Genomic DNA, 22,682 nt, shown 5'->3' with positions numbered 1-22,682 from the left:
TGAATGGGTGAGATCGTAATTGCGTAGAGCAATCTAATGGTCGATATAAGTAATGATCAATAGAATGATCAGTATAAGGAGAGATTTTTAAGATGGATCGTCAATATCAGCAATATCAGCAATATCAGCAATATCGTCACGTAATGGGAACATGTGTTGATCGCCGAAATAGACTTTTTTGGGGCACACTGTTATTGGCATTGCTTCTTTTGCTCTTGCCAACACTCCCTTTTGCGACAGAGATAAGGCGTGATAGCGCTGATTTGCGCCACTTCCTAAAAGAGGGCGGAGGGCTTGTTAAACCTGGTTTTGGCTTCTCTCCTGAGTCGGGATTGCGAGAGGGGGAGATGCAGATTCATGGTACCTCGATCATCGTTGAACTTGCGCTTGATAGTCCATCACAAGCGAAGGGTTTGATGGGGCGTGAAGTGATGCCGGAGAATCGGGGGATGCTCTTTCTCTTTCCACAGACACAACCACTCTCCTTCTGGATGAAAAATACCTTAATCCCTCTCGATATTATCTATATTAGTGAAGCGGGTGATGTTATCGATATTGTGCAGGCTGAACCGTGCCGTACTCGACAATGCCCCTCTTATCCGGCTAAAGCTCCGGGGAAATATGTTCTGGAGTTAAATAGCGGTATGGCTGAGAAGCTGGGATTGAAGGTTGGCGATAATCTAAATTGGCACTGGCGGTAATGTAATCTCTAAGAATAATCCCTAAGAAGATTTTGCTGAGCGTGTCGTTTTTACGATAAATTGATTTACGCTAAATTGAGTATTTTGTTGAACGTTTTGGTGATGCTCACTTCAAACACCTTTGCTTTCAGCTTTTAGCGCTCTTTGATGCAAGGTTTTGTGAGAAGCGATTTTAGTAGTTGGTGTTTTGTAAGAAACATACTATAATGCGGAGATTAAATGCTGTCATCGCCATTGACACTATTTATAAAATTTTGGAGTTTTTATACATGTTAACAGTAGAAAAAAAAGCAGAGATCGTTAAAGATTTCGGTCGTGGCGCTAACGACACAGGTTCACCAGAAGTACAAGTAGCACTCTTAACGTTCAACATTAATGCGCTTCAAGCACATTTTTCTGAGCATAAGAAAGATCACCACTCACGTCGTGGTCTCTTACAGATGGTAAACAAGCGTCGTAAGTTACTCACATACTTAAGATCTGTAGATTTAGATCGTTATCAAAATCTTATCGATCGTTTATCATTACGTCGTTAATTGTATTGATAAAGATGTATTTTTTTGTAGATTATCCCCAGCTCATCACTCATAATGCGCTAGGCGTAATGTACCTGTAAAATTGAGCCCCCGCAGTTTTTGTGGGGGCTTTTTGTAGCTTGGCTTTTTATCCTTTTTATTATTGCTTATTTATTGCCTGATTGTTAACGCTTTTAAATAGAAATAGAGTTATCTGTAGGGGCACTGCTCCATCTCTTGTTTCACCGCTTATTGTTTACAGGAGTCGAGAGATAGAGCAGTTCCCTTAGAGTTCTAGAATTCTTTATCTGAAGATCTCTATTTAAAGAGAGCGTCTCCAAAAGGTGCAATAAGATGCAACGAGATGAAAAGAGATAAAAAGAGATAGAAATGGATAGTGATTTGAATAGCCTTCAAAGAGAGAATTTGAAGAAAATTCAATGAAGATCCAAATAAGGTCAGAATAGAGGAAATTAATATATGACATTAGAATTAAAACCGATTGTCCAGGAGTTCACCTACGGTGGTCGTAAGGTAACAATTGAAACAGCTGAGATCGCACGTCAAGCGACTGCTGCCGTGATGGTGGATATTGAGGGAACAACGGTATTTGTCTCTGTTGTTGCAGCAAAGAGCGCAGATCCCGGTCGTGACTTTTTCCCATTAACGGTGGATTATCAAGAGAAGACCTATGCTGCCGGTAAAATTCCGGGGGGCTTCTTCCGCCGCGAAGGGCGTCCTTCAGAGCAAGAGATCTTAGTGGCGCGTCTTATTGACCGTCCTGTGCGTCCGCTCTTCCATGAAGCATTCACAAATGAAGTACAGATCGTTGCAACCGTTGTTTCGATCAACCCAGAAGTGAGCGCTGATATTGTTGCGATGATCGGTGCTTCTGCAGCACTCTCAATTGCCCGTCTCCCTTTTAATGGTCCATTAGGGGCTGCGCGTGTCGGTTATATCAATGGTGAGTATCTCTTAAACCCAACGCTCTCTGAATTGAAAGTATCAGATCTTGATCTTGTTGTTGCCGGAACTAAAGGCGCGGTCTTGATGGTTGAATCTGAAGCGAATCTTCTTTCAGAAGAGGTGATGTTAGGTGCTGTGATCTTTGGTCATAAAGAGATGCAAGTTGTGATCGATAATATCGCTGAACTTGCTGATAAAGTGGGTAATGATCCTTTCCCATTTGAAGTGCCTGCAGTTAATGAAGCATTGAAAAAAGCAGTTTCTGATCTGGTTCGTGAAGATTTAGAAGCAGCATTTAAAATTACTGTAAAACAGGAGCGCAGTAGCGCTATTAATGCGGCAAAAGAGCGTGCAATTGCAACGTTAGTTACCGATGCAGAAGAGAGCTTTACCGAAGCTGATGTGGCTGCAGAAGTGGGTCGTATTAGTGCTGATATCGTTCGTGGTCAGATTCTTGCAGGTCAGCCACGTATCGATGGTCGTGATACACAAACAGTTCGTCCAATCGTCTCTCGCGTTGGTGTTTTAAAGCGTACTCACGGTTCTGCACTCTTTACTCGTGGTGAGACACAAGCCTTAGTTGTGGCAACTTTAGGAACGGAACGTGATGCTCAAATTATTGATGCCATCTCTGGGGAATATAAAGAGAACTTTATGCTCCACTATAACTTCCCTCCCTATTCTGTAGGTGAGACAGGACGTGTTGGCTCACCAAAACGTCGTGAGATTGGTCATGGTAATCTTGCAAAACGTGGTGTTGCGGCAGTATTGCCGAACATGGAAGAGTATCCTTACACAATTCGTGTTGTCTCTGAGATTACAGAATCGAATGGTTCAAGCTCAATGGCATCTGTCTGTGGTAGCTCACTTGCATTGATGGATGCCGGTGTTCCTTTGAAAGCTCCTGTTGCCGGAATTGCAATGGGCTTAATTAAGGAAGGGGAGCAATATGCGGTATTAACCGATATTCTTGGTGATGAAGACCATCTTGGTGATATGGACTTTAAAGTTGCCGGAACAAAAGAGGGTATCACTGCATTGCAGATGGATATCAAGATCGATGGTATTACTCAAGAGATTATGGATACTGCGCTTTCACAAGCAAAAGTGGCTCGTCTTCATATTCTAGATGAGATGAATCGTGTGATCAGTGAATCACGTGACTCAATCTCTGAGTTTGCACCTCGTATCACGACGATTCGTATCAATCCTGATAAGATTCGTGATGTAATCGGTAAAGGGGGCGTTACCATTCGCGCAATTACTGAAGAGACAGGCGCAATCATTGAGATTGAAGATACTGGTGAAGTCCGCATCTCTGCAGTGAATAATGATCAAGCGGAAGCAGCGAAGAAACGTATTGAAGAGATCACTTCTGATATTGAGATCGGTGCGATCTATGATGCACCGGTTGTCCGTATCATGGATTTTGGTGCCTTTGTTAATCTTCGTCCGGGTCAAGATGGAATGGTTCACGTATCACAAATTCCTTCAGAAGAGCGCATCTCCAATGTTGGTGATCATCTCAATGTAGGACAAGTTGTGAAGGTGAAAGTTCTTGAGATCGACCGTCAAGGCCGTATTCGCTTAACGATGAAAGATGTTGAGTAATCTTTAAGAAATTTTTGAGAAAACTTAAAAGATTCTAAGAGATTTTCAGGATTTTTAGGATTTTCAGTAAAATCATATAAAAACCCCAGTTCATTCAATGAATTGGGGTTTTTGTTGTATCTAGAGCGTTGAGATTACTCTGGTTTTCGCACAAGCAGAAGTGCTAAGCGTCTCATAATAGGGAGTAAAATTAAGACAGAAGGGAAGGCGACGAGCCAGGAGAGCATCCAGGCGCCAAACCATTCACTGGCAACAAAACCAGAAAGTCCAACACTCATCAAGGTACTGACTAACGAGACAATACAAGACATTCCAAATGAGAGAAAGAGCGGGACAAGAAGATGCATCATTCTTGGATGAAGCTTATATCGATCAAATCTATTTTGGCTCATGAGATTCCTTTTTTATCTGATTTATCTGATACACTAGAGGGATCGCTTGTGGATAACTCTGTGGGCAACTCCGGTATATCATGTTGAGTAGCCTCTGTAGAGTAACGAATCAACTAAGAAAAAACAATATACCTCCATGTATATTGTGGGTGAGTTAACCAATATTTGAAGCAGAGCGAAGATTATTAAATAGGGGGAATCGATGAATACGCGGCATTTAGAGGTCTTTTATGCCATTATGGTGTGTGGGTCAATTTCACGAGCGGCTGATATGTTGCATATCTCTCAGCCGGCGGTGAGTAAAACATTAAAACATGCGGAGATGCGTTTAGGTTATCTTCTCTTTGAACGAACGCGAGGGAAGCTGATTCCTACTAAAGAGGCTCGCATTCTCTATGATAAGGCGCAGATGATCTATCAAGAGCTTAGTGACTTTCAGTTAATGGCGGAGAATCTTGCAGAAAAACCGCGCGGTAATATTTCGATCGGTTGCTTGCCGAGTCTAGGATTGAGTCTGATTCCTGAGGTGACCAAGCTCTTTTTGGAGCGTTATCCACAATCGCGAGTGGAGGTATCAACTTATCATACGGATGAATTGATCCATCTATTGAATCGTTATCAACTCGATTTTGCCATCTCTTTTCGTCCCATACAGGAGCAGGGGATCAGCTCTATTACCTTAGCAAAAATTCCGGTGGTCTATCTCGATGCCGAGCCCCTAGAACCGGCGGTTATGAGTCTTGAAGAAATCGATGATAATCGCTGGATCAACCCCGGCGCAGACTCGCTTTCGACAATGATTCATCAATATCGAACCTTTAAGCCCACACAGCTCAATGTCCATACCTACTATATGGCGGCAGAATTTGTAAAGCGCCGAGTAGGCTGTACAATCAGCGATCTCTTCTCTGCTGCCGAGGTTCTTCCCTTCTCAATGATCTATCCGTTGAAAGAACCAATGATGTTAGACCTCTGTATGCTCTATCAATCAGATCGTCCTTTGCGAAAAATATCGCAAGATTATCAAAAACTTATTCAAAAATTTCTCAATAGACGGCTCAAAGAGTATAACCAAAAGTTATATCTTCCGAGATAATGTCATTTGAGACTTTCTGCTAAAGAGTATTAAATAGCACTTACCGATCTTAGTAATAACTAATAAAAAACTAATAAAAATAAAAAATAGCTCATTGTTAAAGAAGGCAAAATATATCACTAGTAGGTGGAGGAGGAACTGCCTATCACAGCAGAAGGGAAAACAAATCGATATAAAAGCGATATTCTACTTCACGCTCATAATGCTGATGATAAAGATTAGAGAGAGCAATCTCCTAATATGGCAAACTAAGATATCGGGGCTCTAGAGAAGGATAGGAGCGTTATCCTGAGCAGATAGATGGGGAAGTTATTCCCCATGATTAACAGCAATAGTGAAAGAGTACCTCAAGAGGTCTTATACTAGCTAGAGGGTGATCAAATGATGCCTATTTGGCACTGTTAATCGAACGAGAAGAGACTGGATCCGCAAGGTGAAAGTCTTTTTTTATTGCTCGTCATCTACTATTTTATTCCTCTATTTGTGATTCCTAGATTTGACTGAGCATTCTTCTTTCTATCTTTCTATCCATTAAAGTTCACTTGAAAATTTGCTTAAAAATTCCTTTACACGACTCCTTTACACGACTCCTTTACACCATCTGTAACAAGTGGGCTGAAAGTAGCGAATAATCCCCCTTTTGCGCATGAAAAGGTTTGTAAAGATCCACGCTTGAAAGGTGTGCATTAAAAGCATTCATGCTATGATAAGCACAATTATTTACCTTTTTTCTTCAAGAATTAGATTTAGCGCGGATATTAAAACGTATGCAAAAGATTACAACGACTATCGCGATTATCATTGCTGTGATTCTGCTCTTAGTAGCGGCTCTCTTCTATATCTCTCATCATAAACCTGAGCTTGTAATTCAGGGCGAGGTTGCGGCCAATCGGGTGGATATTTCGGTGCGTGTCCAAGGACGGGCAGTGGAGCTCATGGCTGATATTGGTGATAAAGTTAAGAAAGGGGATCTCCTATTAAAGCTTGAGAGCCCAGCTCTTGAGACGCAATTAGCAACATCGGAAGCACAATATCGAGTCGCACAAGCAAATCGAGATGTGGTCTATAGTACACGCCCTGAAACGATTGAAGCGATGCGTGCTCAATATGAGAAGGCGGAAGCGGATCTTCTCTTAGCAAAAAGTAATCTCGATCGTATGGAGGGTGCTGCACCTCGCGGGGGCGTCTCCCAACAAAACTTAGATGTTGCTCGAAATGCATTCTCTTCAGCGATGGAAGCAGCCGCTGCAGCAAAAGCGAACTATGAGCTTGCGGTCAGTGGTAGTAGTCCACAACAGAAAGCATTAGCAGATGCACAAGTTGAGCAGGCAAGAGCTGCACTCTCTCAAGTTCAATCAGATTATGATACTTTGACGGTCTACGCTCCATCTGACGGTCAAGTGACTGTACGAGTCGCGGAAGTCGGGCAGCTCTATAATCCCGGAACGCCTCTCTACTCTCTTATCAATATGGATAACTTATGGTTAACCTTCAATATCCGTGAAGATTACCTAAACTACGCTGCGGTGGGCGATCATTTTAATGTTTATGTTCCGGCATTAAAGAAAGATGTCGAGGTCTATATTCAAGCGATCAATCCCTTAGGACAATTTGCTAACTGGCAGGCAACAAAAGCGACGGGTGACTTTGACCTTCGTACCTTTGAGGTAAAAGCAAAGCCGGTGAAAGCAGAAGAGGGTTTACTGCCCGGTATGAGTGTTATTGCCGATTGGAAATCACGCCGTACAGTTGAGTAATGCAAGGGACTTCGATGGAAACGAGAGTTACTGAAGCGGTTGTCAAAGAGCACTATTTTTCCATTCTCTACCGGGAGATGCGTCTTATCTTTCGAGAGAAGAGTCTCTTTTTCGCCCTCTTTATCTATCCGTTATTGGTGGTGATCTTCTATAGTGCCCTCCTTTCACAAGGGGTGATTCAGAAGATGCCGGTCTCCGTTGTCGATATGGATCGGACAGTGACCTCTCGTTCGCTGATTCAAGATATCGCGGCATCGCCACAGGTATTAGTCGCAGCGCGAGATAGTTCACTGCATGATGCCAAGCAGCGACTTCTCAATCAGGAGGTCTATGGGATTGTCTTTATTCCAACTGACTTTGAGAAGCTTCTATTGGCCAATGAGTCGCCTGAGCTGACCACCTTCTATAACAATCAATATATGTCGATCGGCTCTGCACTACAGAGTGGTTTCTCCTCAGCATTAACATCAATTATCACCAATTATCAAGCGGAGACAATGATGAATCAAGGGGTTGCTCGCCCTATTGCTGCAGAGCAACTCTCTCCTATAGAGTTAGAGATTCATCCGGTCTTTAACCCTACATTGAATTATAACTACACCTTAACAAATGGTGTAGTACCGACCTTGTTACAGATTCTTATTATGGTAACGATGGTTTTTACAATCGTGCGTGATAAATATAAATTAGGGGGAATTGCAGTTCCCTTAGCAATGGCCAATGGTAGTTATTTCCGCTACCTCTTCAATAAGATGATTCCCTATCTGCTCTGGTTCTTGGCGGTTCATATTGTGTTAGATGCAGTCTTAATTCTCTTTTTTGATATGCCGATACGCGGTTCACTCTTTATTCTCTATTTAGGGACGGCACTCTTTATTATTGCCGCTCAGCTCTGGGCTGCTGTTTTTGCCCTTTGGTTGCCGGAGAAGGTGATCAACTATGGAGCGGCGAGTAGCTTCTCCTCTCCCGCTTTTGGTTTTATTGGACTCTTTTTCCCTCGTATTGCGATGAGTTGGTATGCCATTGCCTGGGGCGCAGTGCTTCCGATCACCTGGTATGTTGAGGTTCGTCTCGATCAGACTATTCGTGGGCACGAGTTACCCTATAACCTATCGCCTCTTCTCTGGTTGATGGTAATTGCGCTGGTGACCTATATTGTGGTGATTATTAGACTCCATCTCTATAAAAAGGGGGCAAAACGTGTTTAAGACTATTTTGCAGATCTTTCTAAAGGAGTTTAATCGAATCTTCACAGTGGAGGCGATTGTAAGTATCCTCGTTTCCGGTGCGCTCCTCTACTTCTTCTACTATCCTATCCCTTATGATAATGAAGAGGTGCGTAATGCTCCGGCGGTTGTGGTGGATCTCGATAATTCAACCTTAAGTCGTGATATCTTACGAAAACTCAACGCGACAGATCGGATTGAGATTGTTAGCCATGTCCATACAATGGATGAAGCAGAGCATATGATGCGTAATCGTGAGGTTTATGGCATCTTCTATATTGCTCCTGGTTTTGAGCAGAATATCTTAAGTGGCCGAAGTGGTGGATTCTCCTTCTATGGTGATGCAAGTTATGTCATTATCTATAGCCGGATGATGACGGCGGTCCAGAGTGTCGTTAAGACCATGAGTCGTTCAATTGGGGCGGCGAAACAGGTGCAGATGGGGGTCGATCCTGCGATCGCTTTTGGTAATAGTACTCCCATTACACCGGTGGTTGTTCCCCTCTATAATCCCCAAAATGGGTATGCGACCTATGTGATTCCTCCGGTCTATGTTCTCATTGTCTTCCAATGCCTCTTCTTGGCATTGGTGATCTCACTGATCTTAGGGCGCAATTCAGATTTTGATAAGGGATTGATCGCCCCTCAGAAGGCCTCCCCCTTTGTGGTCGCTTTTATGACCTTAGCCGGTAAATGGCTGGCATATTTTATGGTCAGTATTGTTATCTTTATCTGTTATATGGGGATAACACCGATCTTCTATGAGCTCCCATTTCATGGCTCTTTACCGAGATTGATGCTCTTTGGGTTGCTCTTTCTCTCAGCGACAATCTTTATGAGTACCTTTATTGGTCTCTTCTTTAGAAAGTTTGACTCTGTCTTCCTAATTATCCTGCCCTCTAGTATGCTGATCTTCTTCCTCTCCGGAATGAGTTGGCCAACAGAGATGATCCCTTGGGGATTGCGAATCTTTACCTACCTCATGCCCGTCTTTCCTGCAATTACAAGCATGATTACTATAAATCAGATGGGCGGTGGCTTTAGTAATATTATTCCGGAGCTGATACTCTTGGTGATACAATTAGGGGTCTATGGCCTATTAGCGCTCTTTATGATGACCCGTTACTATCGCCGTCTACAGAAGGGGCTTATCGTAGAACAGAGTGTTACGTCTCCGGTAACGGCTTCTCCAGTAGCGGCTTCTCAAGAAGAGGGGGGCGAAATCGGCGACGGATACAGCCGTTTCTGAGGCTACTTTCGGAGCTGAAGAAGCTAAAGGTAGAGAGAAGTAGATCGATTATGAGAAATGATAAAAAAGCTGAAGAGAATTTGCTTCAGCTTTTTTTGTCTCTATTTGATCCTAGTCGTGGATGCTAGATTCTTTAGCCACTACTTTTTTATTTTCGTTCTTCATTCTTGTTCATTATTTTCGGTTGCCGGCGTTTCAGTCGGGCGTTGTTTAATAAATCCTGAGCTCTCTAACATATCGCCGGTTGCTGAGTAGCTGATCGCCATTGTCGGATCGCCCTCAAAAGCAGTGCCGGGAAGATTAGCTAACTCCACAAGATCTGCTCTTTTAAGATCGACAGCTATTTTCTCATTGGCAGATTTTTCGCCATAAGTGATCTCATAGGTAATCCCTTTAACATTGCTATAATCAACATAGCCAGTTAACTCATCGAGAATCACCTTTGCTTCAGCTGCATTTTTGGCGCCAATTAATTGATACTCAATAATGCTCTCGGTACTCTGCTCAACGAGCTGATCATTCTCCCCTACGAGTGTCATCTCGATGGTGATGCCGGGCTGGTTAAGCTCATAAACAGCTACTTCTTGCTCAATGGGGGTACTCTCTTTTTCAATACAGGCGGCAAGGGTTACGGCAAGGAGCAGCGCGGCTCCGATCTTCAATAAGTTTTTCATTCTCGTCTCTTACTCTCTTTTCGATTGTTGATAAATAGCTCAATGGTTTCCATTCTATAGAACAAAGCGCGGAGATGCTATGATCTTCGCGCTAGAGTTTAAGAATGGGCATTAAAATTGTGGTGATCGTTCATTTGCGAGGTGGTTTGTTATAAGCAGAGGAGAGTGTGTCATAGAATGTGTAATAGATGACCATGATCCTGCTGATAAAAGTGGGGATCCGTTAAAATGAGCAATCAATGATTGAATGGGTCAAAGATCTGTCAGGGAGATGAGACGAGATGCTAGAGAAGAGACTGAGAAAGATGTTAAAAAGAGATACAAGAAATTAAAAGAAACTAAAAGAAACTAAAAGAGATTAAAAGAGAGAGGTTAAGGATGACAAAAGGGGAGGCGGTTCCTTGGTATCAGGCGCCTAAGATCGATTGGGAAGAGGATGCGCACTCGATTGAGACTGCGCTAGAGGCTCCACAGTATGATTTTATTATTGTAGGAGCGGGGATTGCTGGGGCTACAGCTGCTTATGAACTTACGAATGCAGGATTTCGGATACTTCTGTTAGAAGCGGAGGGAGAGGTTGCGACACAAGGATCAGGGAATCTGCAAGGAATGCTCTATCTTAAACTCTCCCCCTATACGCCAGTTCAAAATGAGCTCTTGATCTCCGGATTGCACTATGTTCGAGCGCTATTGCACCAATTGACAGAGCAGTCACTCTTAACGCGAGGTATCGACTGGGATGATTGTGGTTTGATTCAATTAGCACGTTCGCCGAAAGAGCAGGAGAAGCAGCAACAGTTAGCACAGCAGTATCCCGACTCGCTATTGCAGTGGGTAGATCAAGAACAGGCGACGCAACTTGCCGGAGTATCGGTGACTGCCGGTGGGCTCTACTTTCCCACATCAGGTTGGGTTTCACCGCCGGCATTTGTCTCAGCACTTCTCAATAGTGCTGCTGTGGAGCCACTATGTCATAAACGGGTTATTGAGATTTGTCAGGAGAGTCAGGGGGAATCTACGCCATTGTGGCATGTGCATTGTGAAGATGGTACACACTTTTGGAGTAAAGGGGTTATTTTAGCGATGGCAGAAGGGGTCGCGCAGCTAGATCCTTGCTGTCATCTTCCCTTTACGGTGGTAAGAGGGCAGACCACTACAATTGAGCAAGATAATCCTTTAAAGATGGTAATTAGTGGTGAAGGATATATTGCACCTGCAAAGGGTGGTATGATCAAAAAGAGTACCTTTGGTGCGACATTTCGCCGGCATCAGCCTGGTGGATATCTCACTGAAGAGGAGCATCGAGAAAATATTGCGATGTTAACGAAGAGCTCGCCACAGTTAGCCGCGCTTTTCGGACTAGATGAAGAGATGGAGAAGGATGCTTTAGAGGCGAAAGCTCTTGATGGGCGTGCAGCGACAAGAGCTAGCGCAATGGGATCGATGCCGATTGTGGGACCTATTGCTAATCGCTCCCATTTTATGGAGGATTTTGCGGCTATTCGCGCTGATGCGAAAGCAGTTCCTGATCGACCTGTACCTTGGGAGAGAGGACTCTATCTAACAACGGCACATGGTTCGCGAGGAATGATCTCCGCGCCTATTAGTGCGGCACTCTTGCGAGAGTATATTGTTGGGGCGCCTGAAGAGAGGGCTCAGTACACTCTAACCCCGCTGTCAGATGCGCTAAAAAGTGCGCTCCATCCCAATCGTTTCTATTACCATGCCTTACGCTTTAATCAATCGCTTGAAGGTGAGCCCTCTTGATTTCTTGATGAGAAAGGGATAGATGCTTTTATGGCGTGCAGATCTGCTGAAGCGCCCGAAGTTCCTCTTGATAATTGATGGGGAGATAACGATCGGCACCTAAATAGATCTGCTGCATCTCCTCGGGAAAGCGGTAGTTGTAGAAACAACTTTGGATCTCCTCTTTAAGGGCGGGGGTTAAATTGTGCGCATAGGTAAAAGCGGCAAAAGGGGCGGAGCCTTTACGGTAGATAATACGAAAATCATCATAGCTCACTAAATTGAGTGCTACTAAGCGATCGAGCACCTCTTGGGCGATTGGGGCGGCATCATAATCCCCCGCTTTCACCCCAAAGATCGATTGCCGATGTTTGCCTGAGAAGAAGATCTCATAATCTTCTCCCGGAATAATCCCTTCGGCAGGAAAGAGGGAGAGCGCAGCAAGATGCCCCGCACTTGAGGCGAAATTGACATGTGCGACGCGTGTCCCTTTTAGGTCTTGTAGCGTATAGATTGGGCTGTCTTGGCGTACAATTACAATCATATCGGTTTTGAGGAGTCCCTCTTCTGTCCCTTTACTGGCAAAGGGAATTGCCCCAGCACGATTAACGGCATGAATAAGTGCCCCAGCAGAGAAGCTTGCAATATGGATAAAGCCGTTGCGCATCGCCTCTACCTCCGCACAACTACTCTGCATCGGATAGAAGATTACAGGGCGCTGTAAGCAGCTTCGAAGATGGTTAAAGAATGGGGTTAATTGATGGGCATAAGCGTGCTCATCACCATTAGGAACAATGGAGATAATCAACGTGGGGGGATCGATCTGTAACTGCGGGAGCAGTGGGGTATCAGCAAGGAGATCGCCATCGAGGTCATAGTAGCGGGGATCGAGCGATTCTTGCAATTTCTTCTCATTGGTTGCGGGCGCTGCGAGCAACATCGGCAGAGAGAGCAGTGAGAGGAGAAGTGCTGTAAGAAGGTATGTAATAGTTGAGTGGTAAATATGGATGATCTGCTTCATTATTTGCTTCATTACTATTATCTCAATATTCCCTTAATATTTATTTGATGGTGCTATATCAATATTTAAATGATTAGAGCGGACTTATCAAAGTGCGCTTCCGTCCCAATATTACCGGGATCGGTTAACAAACATTAATAAACATTAACAAACATTAATATTTTGATTATTATGGTGAAATAATCACCATCATACTGGCACGATAATCTATTTTATTATCATTTTTGCGATTAGTATCGCATTTTTTTTAAAAAAATAAATAACGTTTACAATAATTTTATTCTGTTGGGGGGGGGCGCAAGAAGTGAGCTATAACTTGAGGGAAGTTGCTAATAATATCCGTCACTTACCGATAATGACGTATTGATGCTAACAAATATTTTCAATTATTTATTTTAGAGGGGTGAATGATTTTCAAGTTATTATTTTAATTTACATTTTGATAATCGATGAATATTAGCGCATTCCAATCTTAATCTAGATCTTAAAACTGAATTTGAACTTTGATCTTAATTTTGACCTTAATTTTAATCGTGATGTCCTTTATAAGGGTCGATTGGTATTGTTGTCGATAAGCTGAATCAATTGATTTGATTCAGTTGAAGCCGGGGATCGTGAGTGATAGCTAACGATAATTAAGAGATCTTAAGAGATCGCAGTTGGCGATCTCTAGTTGGGCGATCTCAGTCAATGTTCAATCAATGCTATGAGTCTGTGTTCTTAGCGACTCATCCGATAATTGATAAATTCTTCCTGATCATTAATGCGTTGTAGGAACGGGTTGCTGATGATCTGATCTTTTAAGGTCGCTGTTGCTGATGGTCCATAGGCATGTCCGGTATGGATTGTGACATGGTGGGGAACTTCATCTACAAGGCGGTTGAGTGAGTGAAAGAGTGCTTCCGGATCGGATCCTGTCAGATCAGCTCGACCGGCACCATCGACAAAGAGGGTGTCGCCGGTAATAATATCATCAGAGAAGAGATAGCAGATCGATCCAGGGCTATGACCAGGGGTATGAATAATTCTAACCTCTTCGCCGGCAAAGGAGAGAGTATCATTATCTGCCAAGGGAATCACATCATCGGGTAATTCACGAAAAGCAGGGGGGAGATCCCCTTTAGGATAGGAGTTGATAAAATCGATCTCAACTTCAGAAGCATAGACCGGCATTGGGTAGAAATCTCGTAGCATCTGCACTGCGCTCACATGATCATGATGTCCATGGGTTAACCAGATAGCAACAGGTTTTACGCCAAGGCGCTCGATCTCATCTGTAAAGTACTCCTCATCCCAAGCAGGATCGATAATGATCGCTTCATGTGTCTCAAGATCTTCAATAATATGCATAAAGTTTTCATAACGCTCATAAACTTTTGAATGAATTTTGTAACGCTTACTCATCTGCTACTCCTAAATTTTATCGTTGTTTTATAGCTGTAACTTCTGTGATTATCCCTCCATTATGGTCCCTTTGGGAGATAAATGCACACTTATTTGCCAAGATTCAAGCGTATGGCTGAAAGGATCGAAAGTTAAGCTTTTAGGTTGCTTTTATGATTACTCTCTATCATTACTCTTAAGTTATGCAGCCTCTTAAAAAGTTTATTGGTAAGGGTTGAGATATAAAACTTAAAGCTCAGATCTACAGCGAAAGATCCATATTATAGAGATCCATATTATCGGTAATAACCGAATCGACCCCCATTTTCAGTAATTTATTGATCTGTAAACATTCATTTGCAGTGTAGACCATAATAAAACCTCCCATCTGATGCACTTTTTCAATAATTTCGGAGGAGACAATCTGGTAGTTTAGAATAATTCCAGAACAGGATAATTGAGAGATCTGCTCAAAAATAGTCGCCTCCCCCTGAGACCAATCATTCACAAGTAAGGCTCTTGGAATTTCTGGTGCAATCTCTTTGGCCCCTTGTAGTGCCTCTGGCGCAAAAGAGGAGAGAAGAAAAGGAGGCTGCGGTAAATCAAGTATCTGTGATCGATATTCGATGATCTTTTTCTGGAGAAAGCTTGCCGTTGCAACACCTGTTTTATAAGCTTCTCCAGGATTGGGTTTGATCTCTACATCAAGGAGATAGTGGTTATTAAGGATAAAATTGATCAGGCTTTCAAAGCGGGCGAGTGGTTCTCCGCTATATTGAGCAGAGTGCCAGCTTCCGGCATCTAGACGAGAGAGCGCATCCCAAGAATACTCATAAGCACTCCCTTTACCATTGGTGGTTCGCATTAAGGTCGTATCATGGAGCAGAAAGAGCTCTTGATCTTGTGAGAGCTTCACATCACATTCAAACATGGTAAAACCTTGCTGACTACCATAGCGGAATGCAGTTAATGTATTTTCGGGAGCCTCCTTACCGGCACCTCGATGGGCAATCAGGGTGGGATAAGGGGACGCGTTAGGATTAGTAAGCGTATGGGGAGTGGTCTCTTTTTCAACTCTTATCATAATGATCCTTAAAGTTTGGAGATGGAGTGATCTATTTCGATCCGTTGAGTAGTTATTGGATCAAACCAGAAGAGATGTTGCTCTGGAAATTGTAAGAAAAGTTTTTCTCGAGAACGATATTGAGCGACTTTTTGAGCAGTATGGGGAATCTTGAGAGTAATCATCTCTCCGGCAAGATCACAATAGAGCAAGACCTCAGAGCCGAGATTCTCAGTGAGTGTTAGGTTTGCTTCAATGGAGAGGGAAGCGCTCTCTAAAGTGGAGTCTGTTGTCGGCATTTGAGTCGAATCTGAAACTGAGTTTGTAGCCGATTTTAGAGAGGACTCTAACGCCTTTGAAACTAAATGAATCTGCTCAGGGCGAATGCCTAAGATCCACTCTTTCTGCGCTTTTTTAAGTAGCTTTTGTGGAGCCCGAACACCATTGAGTCTCTCTTTTTTAAAATAGACTTCCTCTCTATCGATCGTAACAGGAAGAAGATTCATCGCCGGTGATCCCATAAAATGTGCAACAAAGGTGGATGCCGGCTGTTGGAAGATCTCTTCCGGTGTGCCGAACTGCTCAATCATGCCATTATTGAGAATAATCATCCGATCGGCAAGGGTCATCGCTTCGGTCTGATCGTGGGTTACATAGAGAGAGGTAATTCCGATCTCATTATGGCGCCGGCGAATCTCAAGGCGTGTGGAAGTACGCAGTTTTGCATCTAAATTGGAGAGCGGTTCATCAAAGAGAAAGAGTTTTGGTTTGCGAACAATGGCGCGTCCCATCGCGACTCTCTGCCGCTGCCCTCCAGAAAGTGCACTCGGCTTCTTATCGAGATGTTGCTCAATATCGAGCATCTTTGCGGTCTCTTTGATGCGGCGTTCAATCTCTACCTTAGGCATTTTGGCGAGCTTAACACCATAGGCCATATTTTCCCGAACAGTCATATGAGGGTAGAGCGCATAATTTTGAAAGACCATTGCAATATCGCGTTGGGATGGCTCAAGATTTGTCACATCATGTTCACTGATAATAATGCGCCCATTCGATGCTTCTTCTAATCCCGCAATAACGCGTAGGAGTGTCGATTTACCGCAGCCCGATGGGCCCACTACGACAATAAACTCCCCATCTTCGATATCGATGTCGATCCCTTTTAAGATAAGAGCGCCCGGTTTCCGCTTTGTTCCATAATGTTTTGTGATCCCTTGTAACTGAATTTTCGCCACTTCTGTTGCTCCTCGCTATATTATTGCTTTCTTTATTGCTTTCTTACTTGATTGCTGAATTATTGGATTACTAAATGATTTAATTACTTGATTGTGTGGTTGAGTGATTAGATTATTGTGTTGTTCCACCGATTTACTTCTCACTGTCGATCAGCCCTTTGACTAGCCACTTTTGCATTATGAGAATAATGATCATTGGTGGAATTAACATTAAGACGGTTGTTGCCATTACGATATTCCAATCGACGAGGGCATCGCCGCTCCCCATCATCTGTCGTAGCCCGACCGAAATAGAGAACATCTCTTCGCGAGTTGTCATCAGTAGTGGCCAGAGATATTGATTCCAGCCATAGATAAATTGAATGACAAAGAGCGCAGCGATGGTTGGGCGCGAGAGAGGGAGTAGAATATCTTTGAAAAAGCGCATCGCTCCCGCTCCATCGACCCTAGCGGCCTCTAATAGCTCATCGGGTACCGTGCTATAAAATTGGCGGAAGAGAAAGGTTGCGGTTGCCGAAGCGATAAGCGGAATGGTCAAGCCGGCATAGCTATTGAGAAGGTGAAGATTGGCAACCACATCAAAGGTGGGGATAATCCTTACCTCTACCGGCAACATTAAGGTGATAAAGATGATCCAGAAAAGAATCATTCTGCCGGGAAAGCGGAAGTAGACAATAGCAAATGCTGAGGTGATAGAGATAGCGATCTTTCCAATGGCGATGATAAATGTCATCACAAGTGAGACCCAGAGCATTCTTCCTGCGGAGATTGTCGCTGTTTTTCCACTTCCCCAAAGGGCTGTTTGATAATTCTCCCAAAAGTGATCGCCCGGCAGAAGAGAGAGCGGTGCCGTGACCACTGCTTCTGCGCTCTGCGTTGAAGCAATAATGGCGATATAGATCGGAAAGCAGACCATCAGCAACGTCACAATAATAGTAAGATGGGCCAAGACTTTTAGCCCCTTGCGATTTTCGATCACGGTTATGCTCCTTTTTTATCGATATAACGAAATTGAATAATGGTCAGAAGGAGAACAAATCCCATCAAGACAATCGATTGCGCTGCGGAACTGCCATAATTCATACTCTTAAAGCCATCAAAATAGATACGGTAGACCAATGTGGAGGTGGCATTGCCGGGACCTCCTTGGGTTAGAGCATCGATAATGGCAAAGGTATCGAAGAAGACATAGACAATATTGATCACACAGAGAAAGAAGGTTGTTGGCCATAAGAGCGGAAATTCAATGGAGATCAATCTCCGCCATGGACCGGCGCCATCGATTGCCGCCGCTTCAGAGAGGGATTTAGGAATCGCCTGTAAGCCGGCATAGAAGAAGAGAAAGTTGTAGGAGATCTGCTTCCAGATAGAGGCCATAATTACAAGCCACATCGCCTGCCCGGCATTTAATTGATGGTTCCACTCAATTCCTATCTCTTTTAAGAGAAATGAAATCAGCCCAAAGGAGGGAGCAAACATAAAGGTCCAGAGTACTCCAACAACAATCGGGGAGACTGCATATGGGAGTATGAGCGCCGTTCGATAGAAGGCTAAGGCGCGGGAGACCTTCTGCATAAAGAAGGCGAGGAGGAGCGCAATGGTGAGGCCTAAAAAGGTAACCCAAAAGGAGAAGTAGAGCGTCGTGTAGATCGCTTCTCGATAGATGGGATTATTAAAGAGGGTGACAAAGTTTTCAAAGCCCACCCATTCCCGGCTAATCCCAAAGATATCTTCGAGCTGAAAGCTCTGAATCATCGCTTGGACTGCAGGCCAGTAGAAAAAAATGACAATCACGGCGAGCTGAGGGAGAATCAGTAACCAGGGCAGCCAACGCTGCTCTTTAAAATATAATTTCATAGTAGATCGCTTATTTTTGACAATAAAAAACGAAGCGATCTTGAGCAATCGCCCCGTTTATTTAGTTGATACTATCGATTATTGACGCGCTCAAAACGGCGAAGGAGTTGATTTCCGCGCTCTTCAATATTGTTGAGAGCCGCTTCCGGATTCTTTTGACCGCTCCAGATCTGCTCTGTCTCTTCATCGACAATCGCGCGGATTTGAAGCATATTACCTAAGCGGATCCCGCGGGTATTGTCGGTTGCTTTTCGGATCATCTGCTCTACCGGGACATTTGCTCCTGGATTCTCCTCATAAAAACCACTTGCCTCTGTGATCTCAAAGGCGGCTTTTGTCACAGGAAGGTAACCCGTTCGCATATGGCTTGCTGCCTGAATCTCAGGTTGAGAGATATAATCAAAAAATTGAGCAACACCTCTATAATGATCGAGCGGTTTACCATTCATAACCCAGAGACTTGCGCCTCCAATGACGGTATTTTGTGGCGCGCCTTCAACATCGGCGTAGTAGGGAAGGGTCGATTCTCCAAACTCAAATTTGGCATCTCGTTTTAAGCCAGCATAACTAGCAGAGGAGCCAAAGGTGATGGCACATTCGCCCGATCTAAAGGCAGGTCCCGCTTCACTTGCGCGTCCTTTATAGTGAAATAATCCCTCTTTTGCCATCGCATCGAGATTATTAAAGTGACGTAATTGCAGCGGTTGATTGACAAGTAACTCCGCCCCTAAACCATCAAAGCCGTTGTTTTCAGAAGCGTAAGGGGCATTGTGCCAGGCAGAGAAGCTCTCAAGTTGCGTCCAGCCCATCCATTCAGTGGTCATCGGGCAGCTCACTCCGGCAGCTTTTAAAGCTTCTGTGGCTTTACGAACTTCATCCCACGTTTTAGGGGGATTTTCCGCATCAAGCCCCGCCTTTTTAAAGGCATCTTTATTGTAATACATCACCGTGGTGGAGCTGTTAAAAGGGAGGGAGAGGAGCTCACCATTAGGAGCTGTATAGTAACTGGCAACGGCAGGAATATAGTTGTTTAGATCGAAGGGGATCCCATTTTCTTGCATAATCTCTGTTACCGATTTTGTCACTCCATCGGCATAGATCATCGATGCGGTTCCAACCTCATAGACTTGTAGAATATCGGGAGCTTCTCCTGCTCGATAGGCGGCAACTCCGGCGGTCATCGATTGCTCATAATCCCCTTTATAGATAGGAATAACCTTAAACTCCGTTTGCGATTCATTAAAACCGTCAGCTAAATCATTGACCCAATCGGTAAGCGCTCCATCCATCGAGTGCCACCACTCAATTTCAGTCTGAGCGAGTGCAAGGGGAGAGATAAAAGTAGCGCTTAAGAGGGAGAGTGCTGCTATTTTTTTAATCTTCAATATCATAGAGATTCCTTAAACGTATTGATGACAAAGTTGTGAACATTGAAATGGAACATTGAACAAGGGTTTTGAATACGTTAGAAGTATAAAAATTCTTTATGACAGCGGTTTAACAGCGGAAATTTAATCGCAAAAAAATGAAGATAAAAAATGGAGATAAAAAAGACCTCAAGCCTCTTCGTTACACCCTTACTACGCAATGGCTGATAAGATAAATGTGTATTAGCGAATTAATGAATTAACGAATGAATCGTATTATCGGGCTTAAGGTCTTATAGGAACGCTTGTTTGTAGAACGCTTGTTTGTAAAAGCATCAATTTTAATGGTTAGCGTCGTGGGTATTTTGCTCCATCGGCATCGATGGTGTCATAGCGTGGGGCATCGGTTGCTCTGCATCTCCCGCTTTCATCTCCATCTTTTTACCATGGTTCATGCTCCCTTTTTGCATCTGCTCTAATACTTCGGCAGCACTCATCTCACCACCGCGCACTTTATCGGTCTGTTGGCTAACCATCGCAGCGCGTTTAGTCACCTTCTCTTGCGGCGCAATCCAGCCGAGATAGTAGATCGCCATCACTAAGATCAGTAAACCTGCAAGAAGACGAATCCCCTTTTTCGCAAAGAAGTGACCAATATAGTTTCCAAAGATTGCAAGTCCCAACATAATAGGGAGCGTTCCAAGACCAAAGGCAAACATAATACCGGCTGATTTAGCGACTGAACCAGCACCCATTGCCACCGCAAGTGGACCATAGACGGCGCCACAAGGAAGTAGTCCCCAAATCATTCCCACGAGATAGGTTCCTTTCGCTGTTCGAATAGGGAAGAAGCGTTGTGAGAAGCGCTGAATCGGTTTCCAGATATGTTGGAAGGGGCGCTCAATAAAACCTAAAAATTGGGGAAGCCCAAAGAGTTGTAGCGCAATGAGAATCATAATAATTCCTGCCACATAACGAATCACATATTGAATCGAAGTGATATCGGAAACGGAGGCGGCAATCAATCCTCCTAATACACCTAAGAGGGTATAGGTGGAGATCCGGCCAAGGTTGTAGAGAATGGCTGCCGGAATACGTTTATAGGAGTTATTCATTCCTAGAATACCAATCACCGGTCCACACATCCCCACACAGTGGGTCTGTGCTGCAAAACCGATAAAGAAGGCGCCGGAGAGCATCGCAATAAATTCAGTCATAATTAAGAGATTACCTCATAGTTAAGGATGGGGGTTAATCAGTGTCAAATAGTGATCTAGCTCTTCAATAGATCGCTCACTAGACAACTTGACTAGACAACTTAAGTTAAAGTGCTCGACTGATCCTTTAGAAGATCTTTTAGGGGTTCTTAATTGAGTCTCAATAGAAGATCTAAACAGATAGTCTAAACAGATAATGTAAATCGATAGAATGAAATAACCTCCTATTGTAATCTTTTATAGAAATAAAAGAAGCGAGGAATCCTCGCTTTTTCTCTTCTTTTCTCATAATGTTGTTTTAAATCACGCTTTACTGCTTAGAAATCCTTAAGGAATAAGAACTGCCGAGCCAATAATCTCGCGATTTTCTAATGCCTGATGGGCACGGCCGACTTCCGAGAGAGGGAACTTCTGTTGTAAAGAGAGCTTAATCTTTCCACTACTGAGCGCTAAGAACCAGCGATCCATGACTGTTCGATAGCGCTCTTTTGTTGCGGTGTAGGCATTGAGGTTAGGACGCGTTAGAAATAGGCTTCCCTTTTCGAGAAGGAGAAGCGGAGAGATTGCCGGTGGCGCCCCCGATGCATTCCCAAAGGAGACCATCATTCCTAAAGGCTTTAATGTATCTAATGAGGGGATAAAGGTCTCCTTGCCGACCCCATCATAGACCACATCAACTCCTTCCGGAATAAACTCTCGAACCTTCTTCACAAAGTCTTCAGTGCGATAATTGATCACTAAATCAGCGCCAAGCATCCGCACAACCTCAGCCTTCTCCTCTGTACTAACGGTGGTGATCACGGTAGCCCCGATCGCTTTTGCCCACTGGATCAGGATCTGGCCGACACCGCCGGCACCGGCATGGATCAGTGTGGTATGTTCCGGCTTGAGTTGAAAGAGATCAAAGAGAAGATAGCTCGCGGTTCCCCCACGAATGAGGGAGGAGGCAGCCTCTTCATAGGAGATGCTACTTGGAATCTTAATTAATCGATCTGTGGTGATATTACGTTCTGAGGCATAAGCCCCTAAAACGCTGGCATAACAGACGCGATCGCCAATATTAAATTGGGTTACATCTTCTCCCACAGCAGTGATAATTCCTGCACCCTCCTGACCAATCACGGTGGGGGTCTCTAATTGATAGAGCCCATCTCGATGGTAGGTGTCGATAAAGTTGAGCCCAATGGCTTTCTGTTCAATGCGCACTTCTCCCGATTGAGGCGGGGAGAGGGTGATCTCCTGCTGCTCAAAGTTAGAGATATCGCCCTGGGCTTTTAAGGTAATTTGGTAACTCATTATTTTCTCCTCAGACTCATTTATATGATCTATATAAGATTCTATATAAGATCGTTATAGATCAGATCGCTACAGTTTGTGTAATACGCTTCTCTTAAGCGCTCTAATGGGCTTTCTATCCGCCTTCGACCTTTACCATATCACGGTCAGAAGGGGGCTGTCAGTAGGGATTGATTGTGATTGTAGAAGCATTTTCCCCACAAAAAGGGGAATATATTTTTTAAGCCAATGAAATAATTCTCCCATCATAAGGATCAATTTAGGGGAATATGGGGTAGAATATCGGGGAAATTATTTGTAAACAGATCGT

19 protein-coding genes are annotated in these 22,682 nt (G+C 43.8%); 8 read left to right on the top strand and 11 right to left on the bottom strand.

The annotated features are described in order from the left end of the window. Positions 1-92: 92 nt before the first annotated feature. The 3 genes from DC077_RS06045 (at position 93) to pnp (ending at position 3,793) form a co-directional block, all read left to right on the top strand. Positions 93-701, top strand: a complete 609-nt coding sequence (locus DC077_RS06045) for a DUF192 domain-containing protein (protein ID WP_109201656.1) — start codon at positions 93-95, stop codon at positions 699-701. A 269-nt stretch (positions 702-970) separates the two neighbouring features. Then, positions 971-1,237 carry a 30S ribosomal protein S15 gene (gene rpsO, locus DC077_RS06040; protein WP_109201657.1) on the top strand — a complete coding sequence of 89 codons (267 nt, stop codon included), beginning with the start codon at positions 971-973 and terminating at the stop codon, positions 1,235-1,237. Positions 1,238-1,696: 459 nt separating this feature from the next. Then, the gene (pnp, locus tag DC077_RS06035; protein WP_109201658.1) at positions 1,697-3,793 is read left to right on the top strand and encodes a polyribonucleotide nucleotidyltransferase; all 2,097 of its coding nucleotides are present in this window, start codon (positions 1,697-1,699) and stop codon (positions 3,791-3,793) included. Between the two features lie 134 nt (positions 3,794-3,927). Here the strand turns inward: pnp and DC077_RS06030 are convergent, their stop codons facing one another. After that, positions 3,928-4,185: a DUF2798 domain-containing protein gene (locus DC077_RS06030; RefSeq protein WP_109201659.1), complete on the bottom strand. Its 258-nt coding sequence runs from the start codon at positions 4,183-4,185 to the stop codon at positions 3,928-3,930. A gap of 202 nt (positions 4,186-4,387) precedes the next feature. On the opposite strand from DC077_RS06030, the gene DC077_RS06025 reads away from it, so the two are divergent. From DC077_RS06025 to DC077_RS06010, 4 genes are all read left to right on the top strand, one after another. Continuing rightward, on the top strand, positions 4,388-5,281 hold the full coding sequence (locus DC077_RS06025; RefSeq protein WP_109201660.1) for a LysR family transcriptional regulator: 894 nt from the start codon (positions 4,388-4,390) through the stop codon (positions 5,279-5,281). Positions 5,282-6,048: 767 nt separating this feature from the next. Then, the gene (locus tag DC077_RS06020) at positions 6,049-7,038 is read left to right on the top strand and encodes an HlyD family secretion protein (protein ID WP_109201661.1); all 990 of its coding nucleotides are present in this window, start codon (positions 6,049-6,051) and stop codon (positions 7,036-7,038) included. A gap of 14 nt (positions 7,039-7,052) precedes the next feature. Further along, a complete protein-coding gene (locus DC077_RS06015) occupies positions 7,053-8,246 on the top strand; it encodes an ABC transporter permease (RefSeq protein ID WP_157953498.1) in 1,194 nt (397 codons plus the stop codon). Further along, positions 8,239-9,513 (top strand): ABC transporter permease, encoded by a 1,275-nt coding sequence (locus tag DC077_RS06010; RefSeq protein WP_157953497.1) that lies wholly within the window; start codon positions 8,239-8,241, stop codon positions 9,511-9,513. Before DC077_RS06015 ends, DC077_RS06010 begins: the two co-directional genes overlap by 8 nt. A gap of 161 nt (positions 9,514-9,674) precedes the next feature. Here the strand turns inward: DC077_RS06010 and DC077_RS06005 are convergent, their stop codons facing one another. Then, positions 9,675-10,187, bottom strand: coding sequence for a DUF1307 domain-containing protein (locus tag DC077_RS06005; RefSeq protein ID WP_109201664.1), 513 nt, complete (start codon positions 10,185-10,187; stop codon positions 9,675-9,677). Between the two features lie 378 nt (positions 10,188-10,565). Between DC077_RS06005 and mnmC1 the strand changes: the two genes are divergently transcribed. Then, positions 10,566-11,954, top strand: a complete 1,389-nt coding sequence (mnmC1, locus tag DC077_RS06000) for an FAD-dependent 5-carboxymethylaminomethyl-2-thiouridine(34) oxidoreductase MnmC1 (RefSeq protein ID WP_109201665.1) — start codon at positions 10,566-10,568, stop codon at positions 11,952-11,954. Positions 11,955-11,982: 28 nt separating this feature from the next. Here the strand turns inward: mnmC1 and phnD are convergent, their stop codons facing one another. From phnD to DC077_RS05955, 9 genes are all read right to left on the bottom strand, one after another. Continuing rightward, positions 11,983-12,966 carry a phosphate/phosphite/phosphonate ABC transporter substrate-binding protein gene (gene phnD, locus DC077_RS05995; protein ID WP_109201666.1) on the bottom strand — a complete coding sequence of 328 codons (984 nt, stop codon included), beginning with the start codon at positions 12,964-12,966 and terminating at the stop codon, positions 11,983-11,985. Positions 12,967-13,674: 708 nt separating this feature from the next. Beyond that, entirely contained in the window at positions 13,675-14,358 is a 684-nt protein-coding gene (locus tag DC077_RS05990) for an MBL fold metallo-hydrolase (protein WP_109201667.1), read from the bottom strand. A gap of 241 nt (positions 14,359-14,599) precedes the next feature. Then, positions 14,600-15,421, bottom strand: coding sequence for a glycerophosphodiester phosphodiesterase family protein (locus DC077_RS05985; RefSeq protein WP_109201668.1), 822 nt, complete (start codon positions 15,419-15,421; stop codon positions 14,600-14,602). Between the two features lie 8 nt (positions 15,422-15,429). Then, on the bottom strand, positions 15,430-16,635 hold the full coding sequence (locus DC077_RS05980) for an ABC transporter ATP-binding protein (protein WP_109201669.1): 1,206 nt from the start codon (positions 16,633-16,635) through the stop codon (positions 15,430-15,432). 133 nt (positions 16,636-16,768) lie between these two features. Next, entirely contained in the window at positions 16,769-17,614 is an 846-nt protein-coding gene (gene ugpE / locus DC077_RS05975; protein WP_109201670.1) for a sn-glycerol-3-phosphate ABC transporter permease UgpE, read from the bottom strand. 2 nt (positions 17,615-17,616) lie between these two features. After that, on the bottom strand, positions 17,617-18,492 hold the full coding sequence (ugpA, locus tag DC077_RS05970) for a sn-glycerol-3-phosphate ABC transporter permease UgpA (RefSeq protein WP_109201671.1): 876 nt from the start codon (positions 18,490-18,492) through the stop codon (positions 17,617-17,619). Positions 18,493-18,563: 71 nt separating this feature from the next. After that, complete coding sequence (gene ugpB / locus DC077_RS05965; protein ID WP_109201737.1) at positions 18,564-19,877, bottom strand: sn-glycerol-3-phosphate ABC transporter substrate-binding protein UgpB; 1,314 nt, start codon at positions 19,875-19,877, stop codon at positions 18,564-18,566. A 323-nt stretch (positions 19,878-20,200) separates the two neighbouring features. Next, on the bottom strand, positions 20,201-21,076 hold the full coding sequence (locus tag DC077_RS05960) for a sulfite exporter TauE/SafE family protein (protein WP_109201672.1): 876 nt from the start codon (positions 21,074-21,076) through the stop codon (positions 20,201-20,203). Positions 21,077-21,403: 327 nt separating this feature from the next. After that, positions 21,404-22,372, bottom strand: coding sequence for a quinone oxidoreductase family protein (locus DC077_RS05955; protein WP_109201673.1), 969 nt, complete (start codon positions 22,370-22,372; stop codon positions 21,404-21,406). Positions 22,373-22,682: the final 310 nt, after the last annotated feature.

The sequence above is a fragment of the Ignatzschineria cameli genome (assembly GCF_003121895.1).
Taxonomy (GTDB): domain Bacteria; phylum Pseudomonadota; class Gammaproteobacteria; order Cardiobacteriales; family Wohlfahrtiimonadaceae; genus Ignatzschineria; species Ignatzschineria cameli.
Note: the sequence above shows the minus strand (reverse complement) of the source record. Positions and strands in the feature narration are given on the sequence as shown.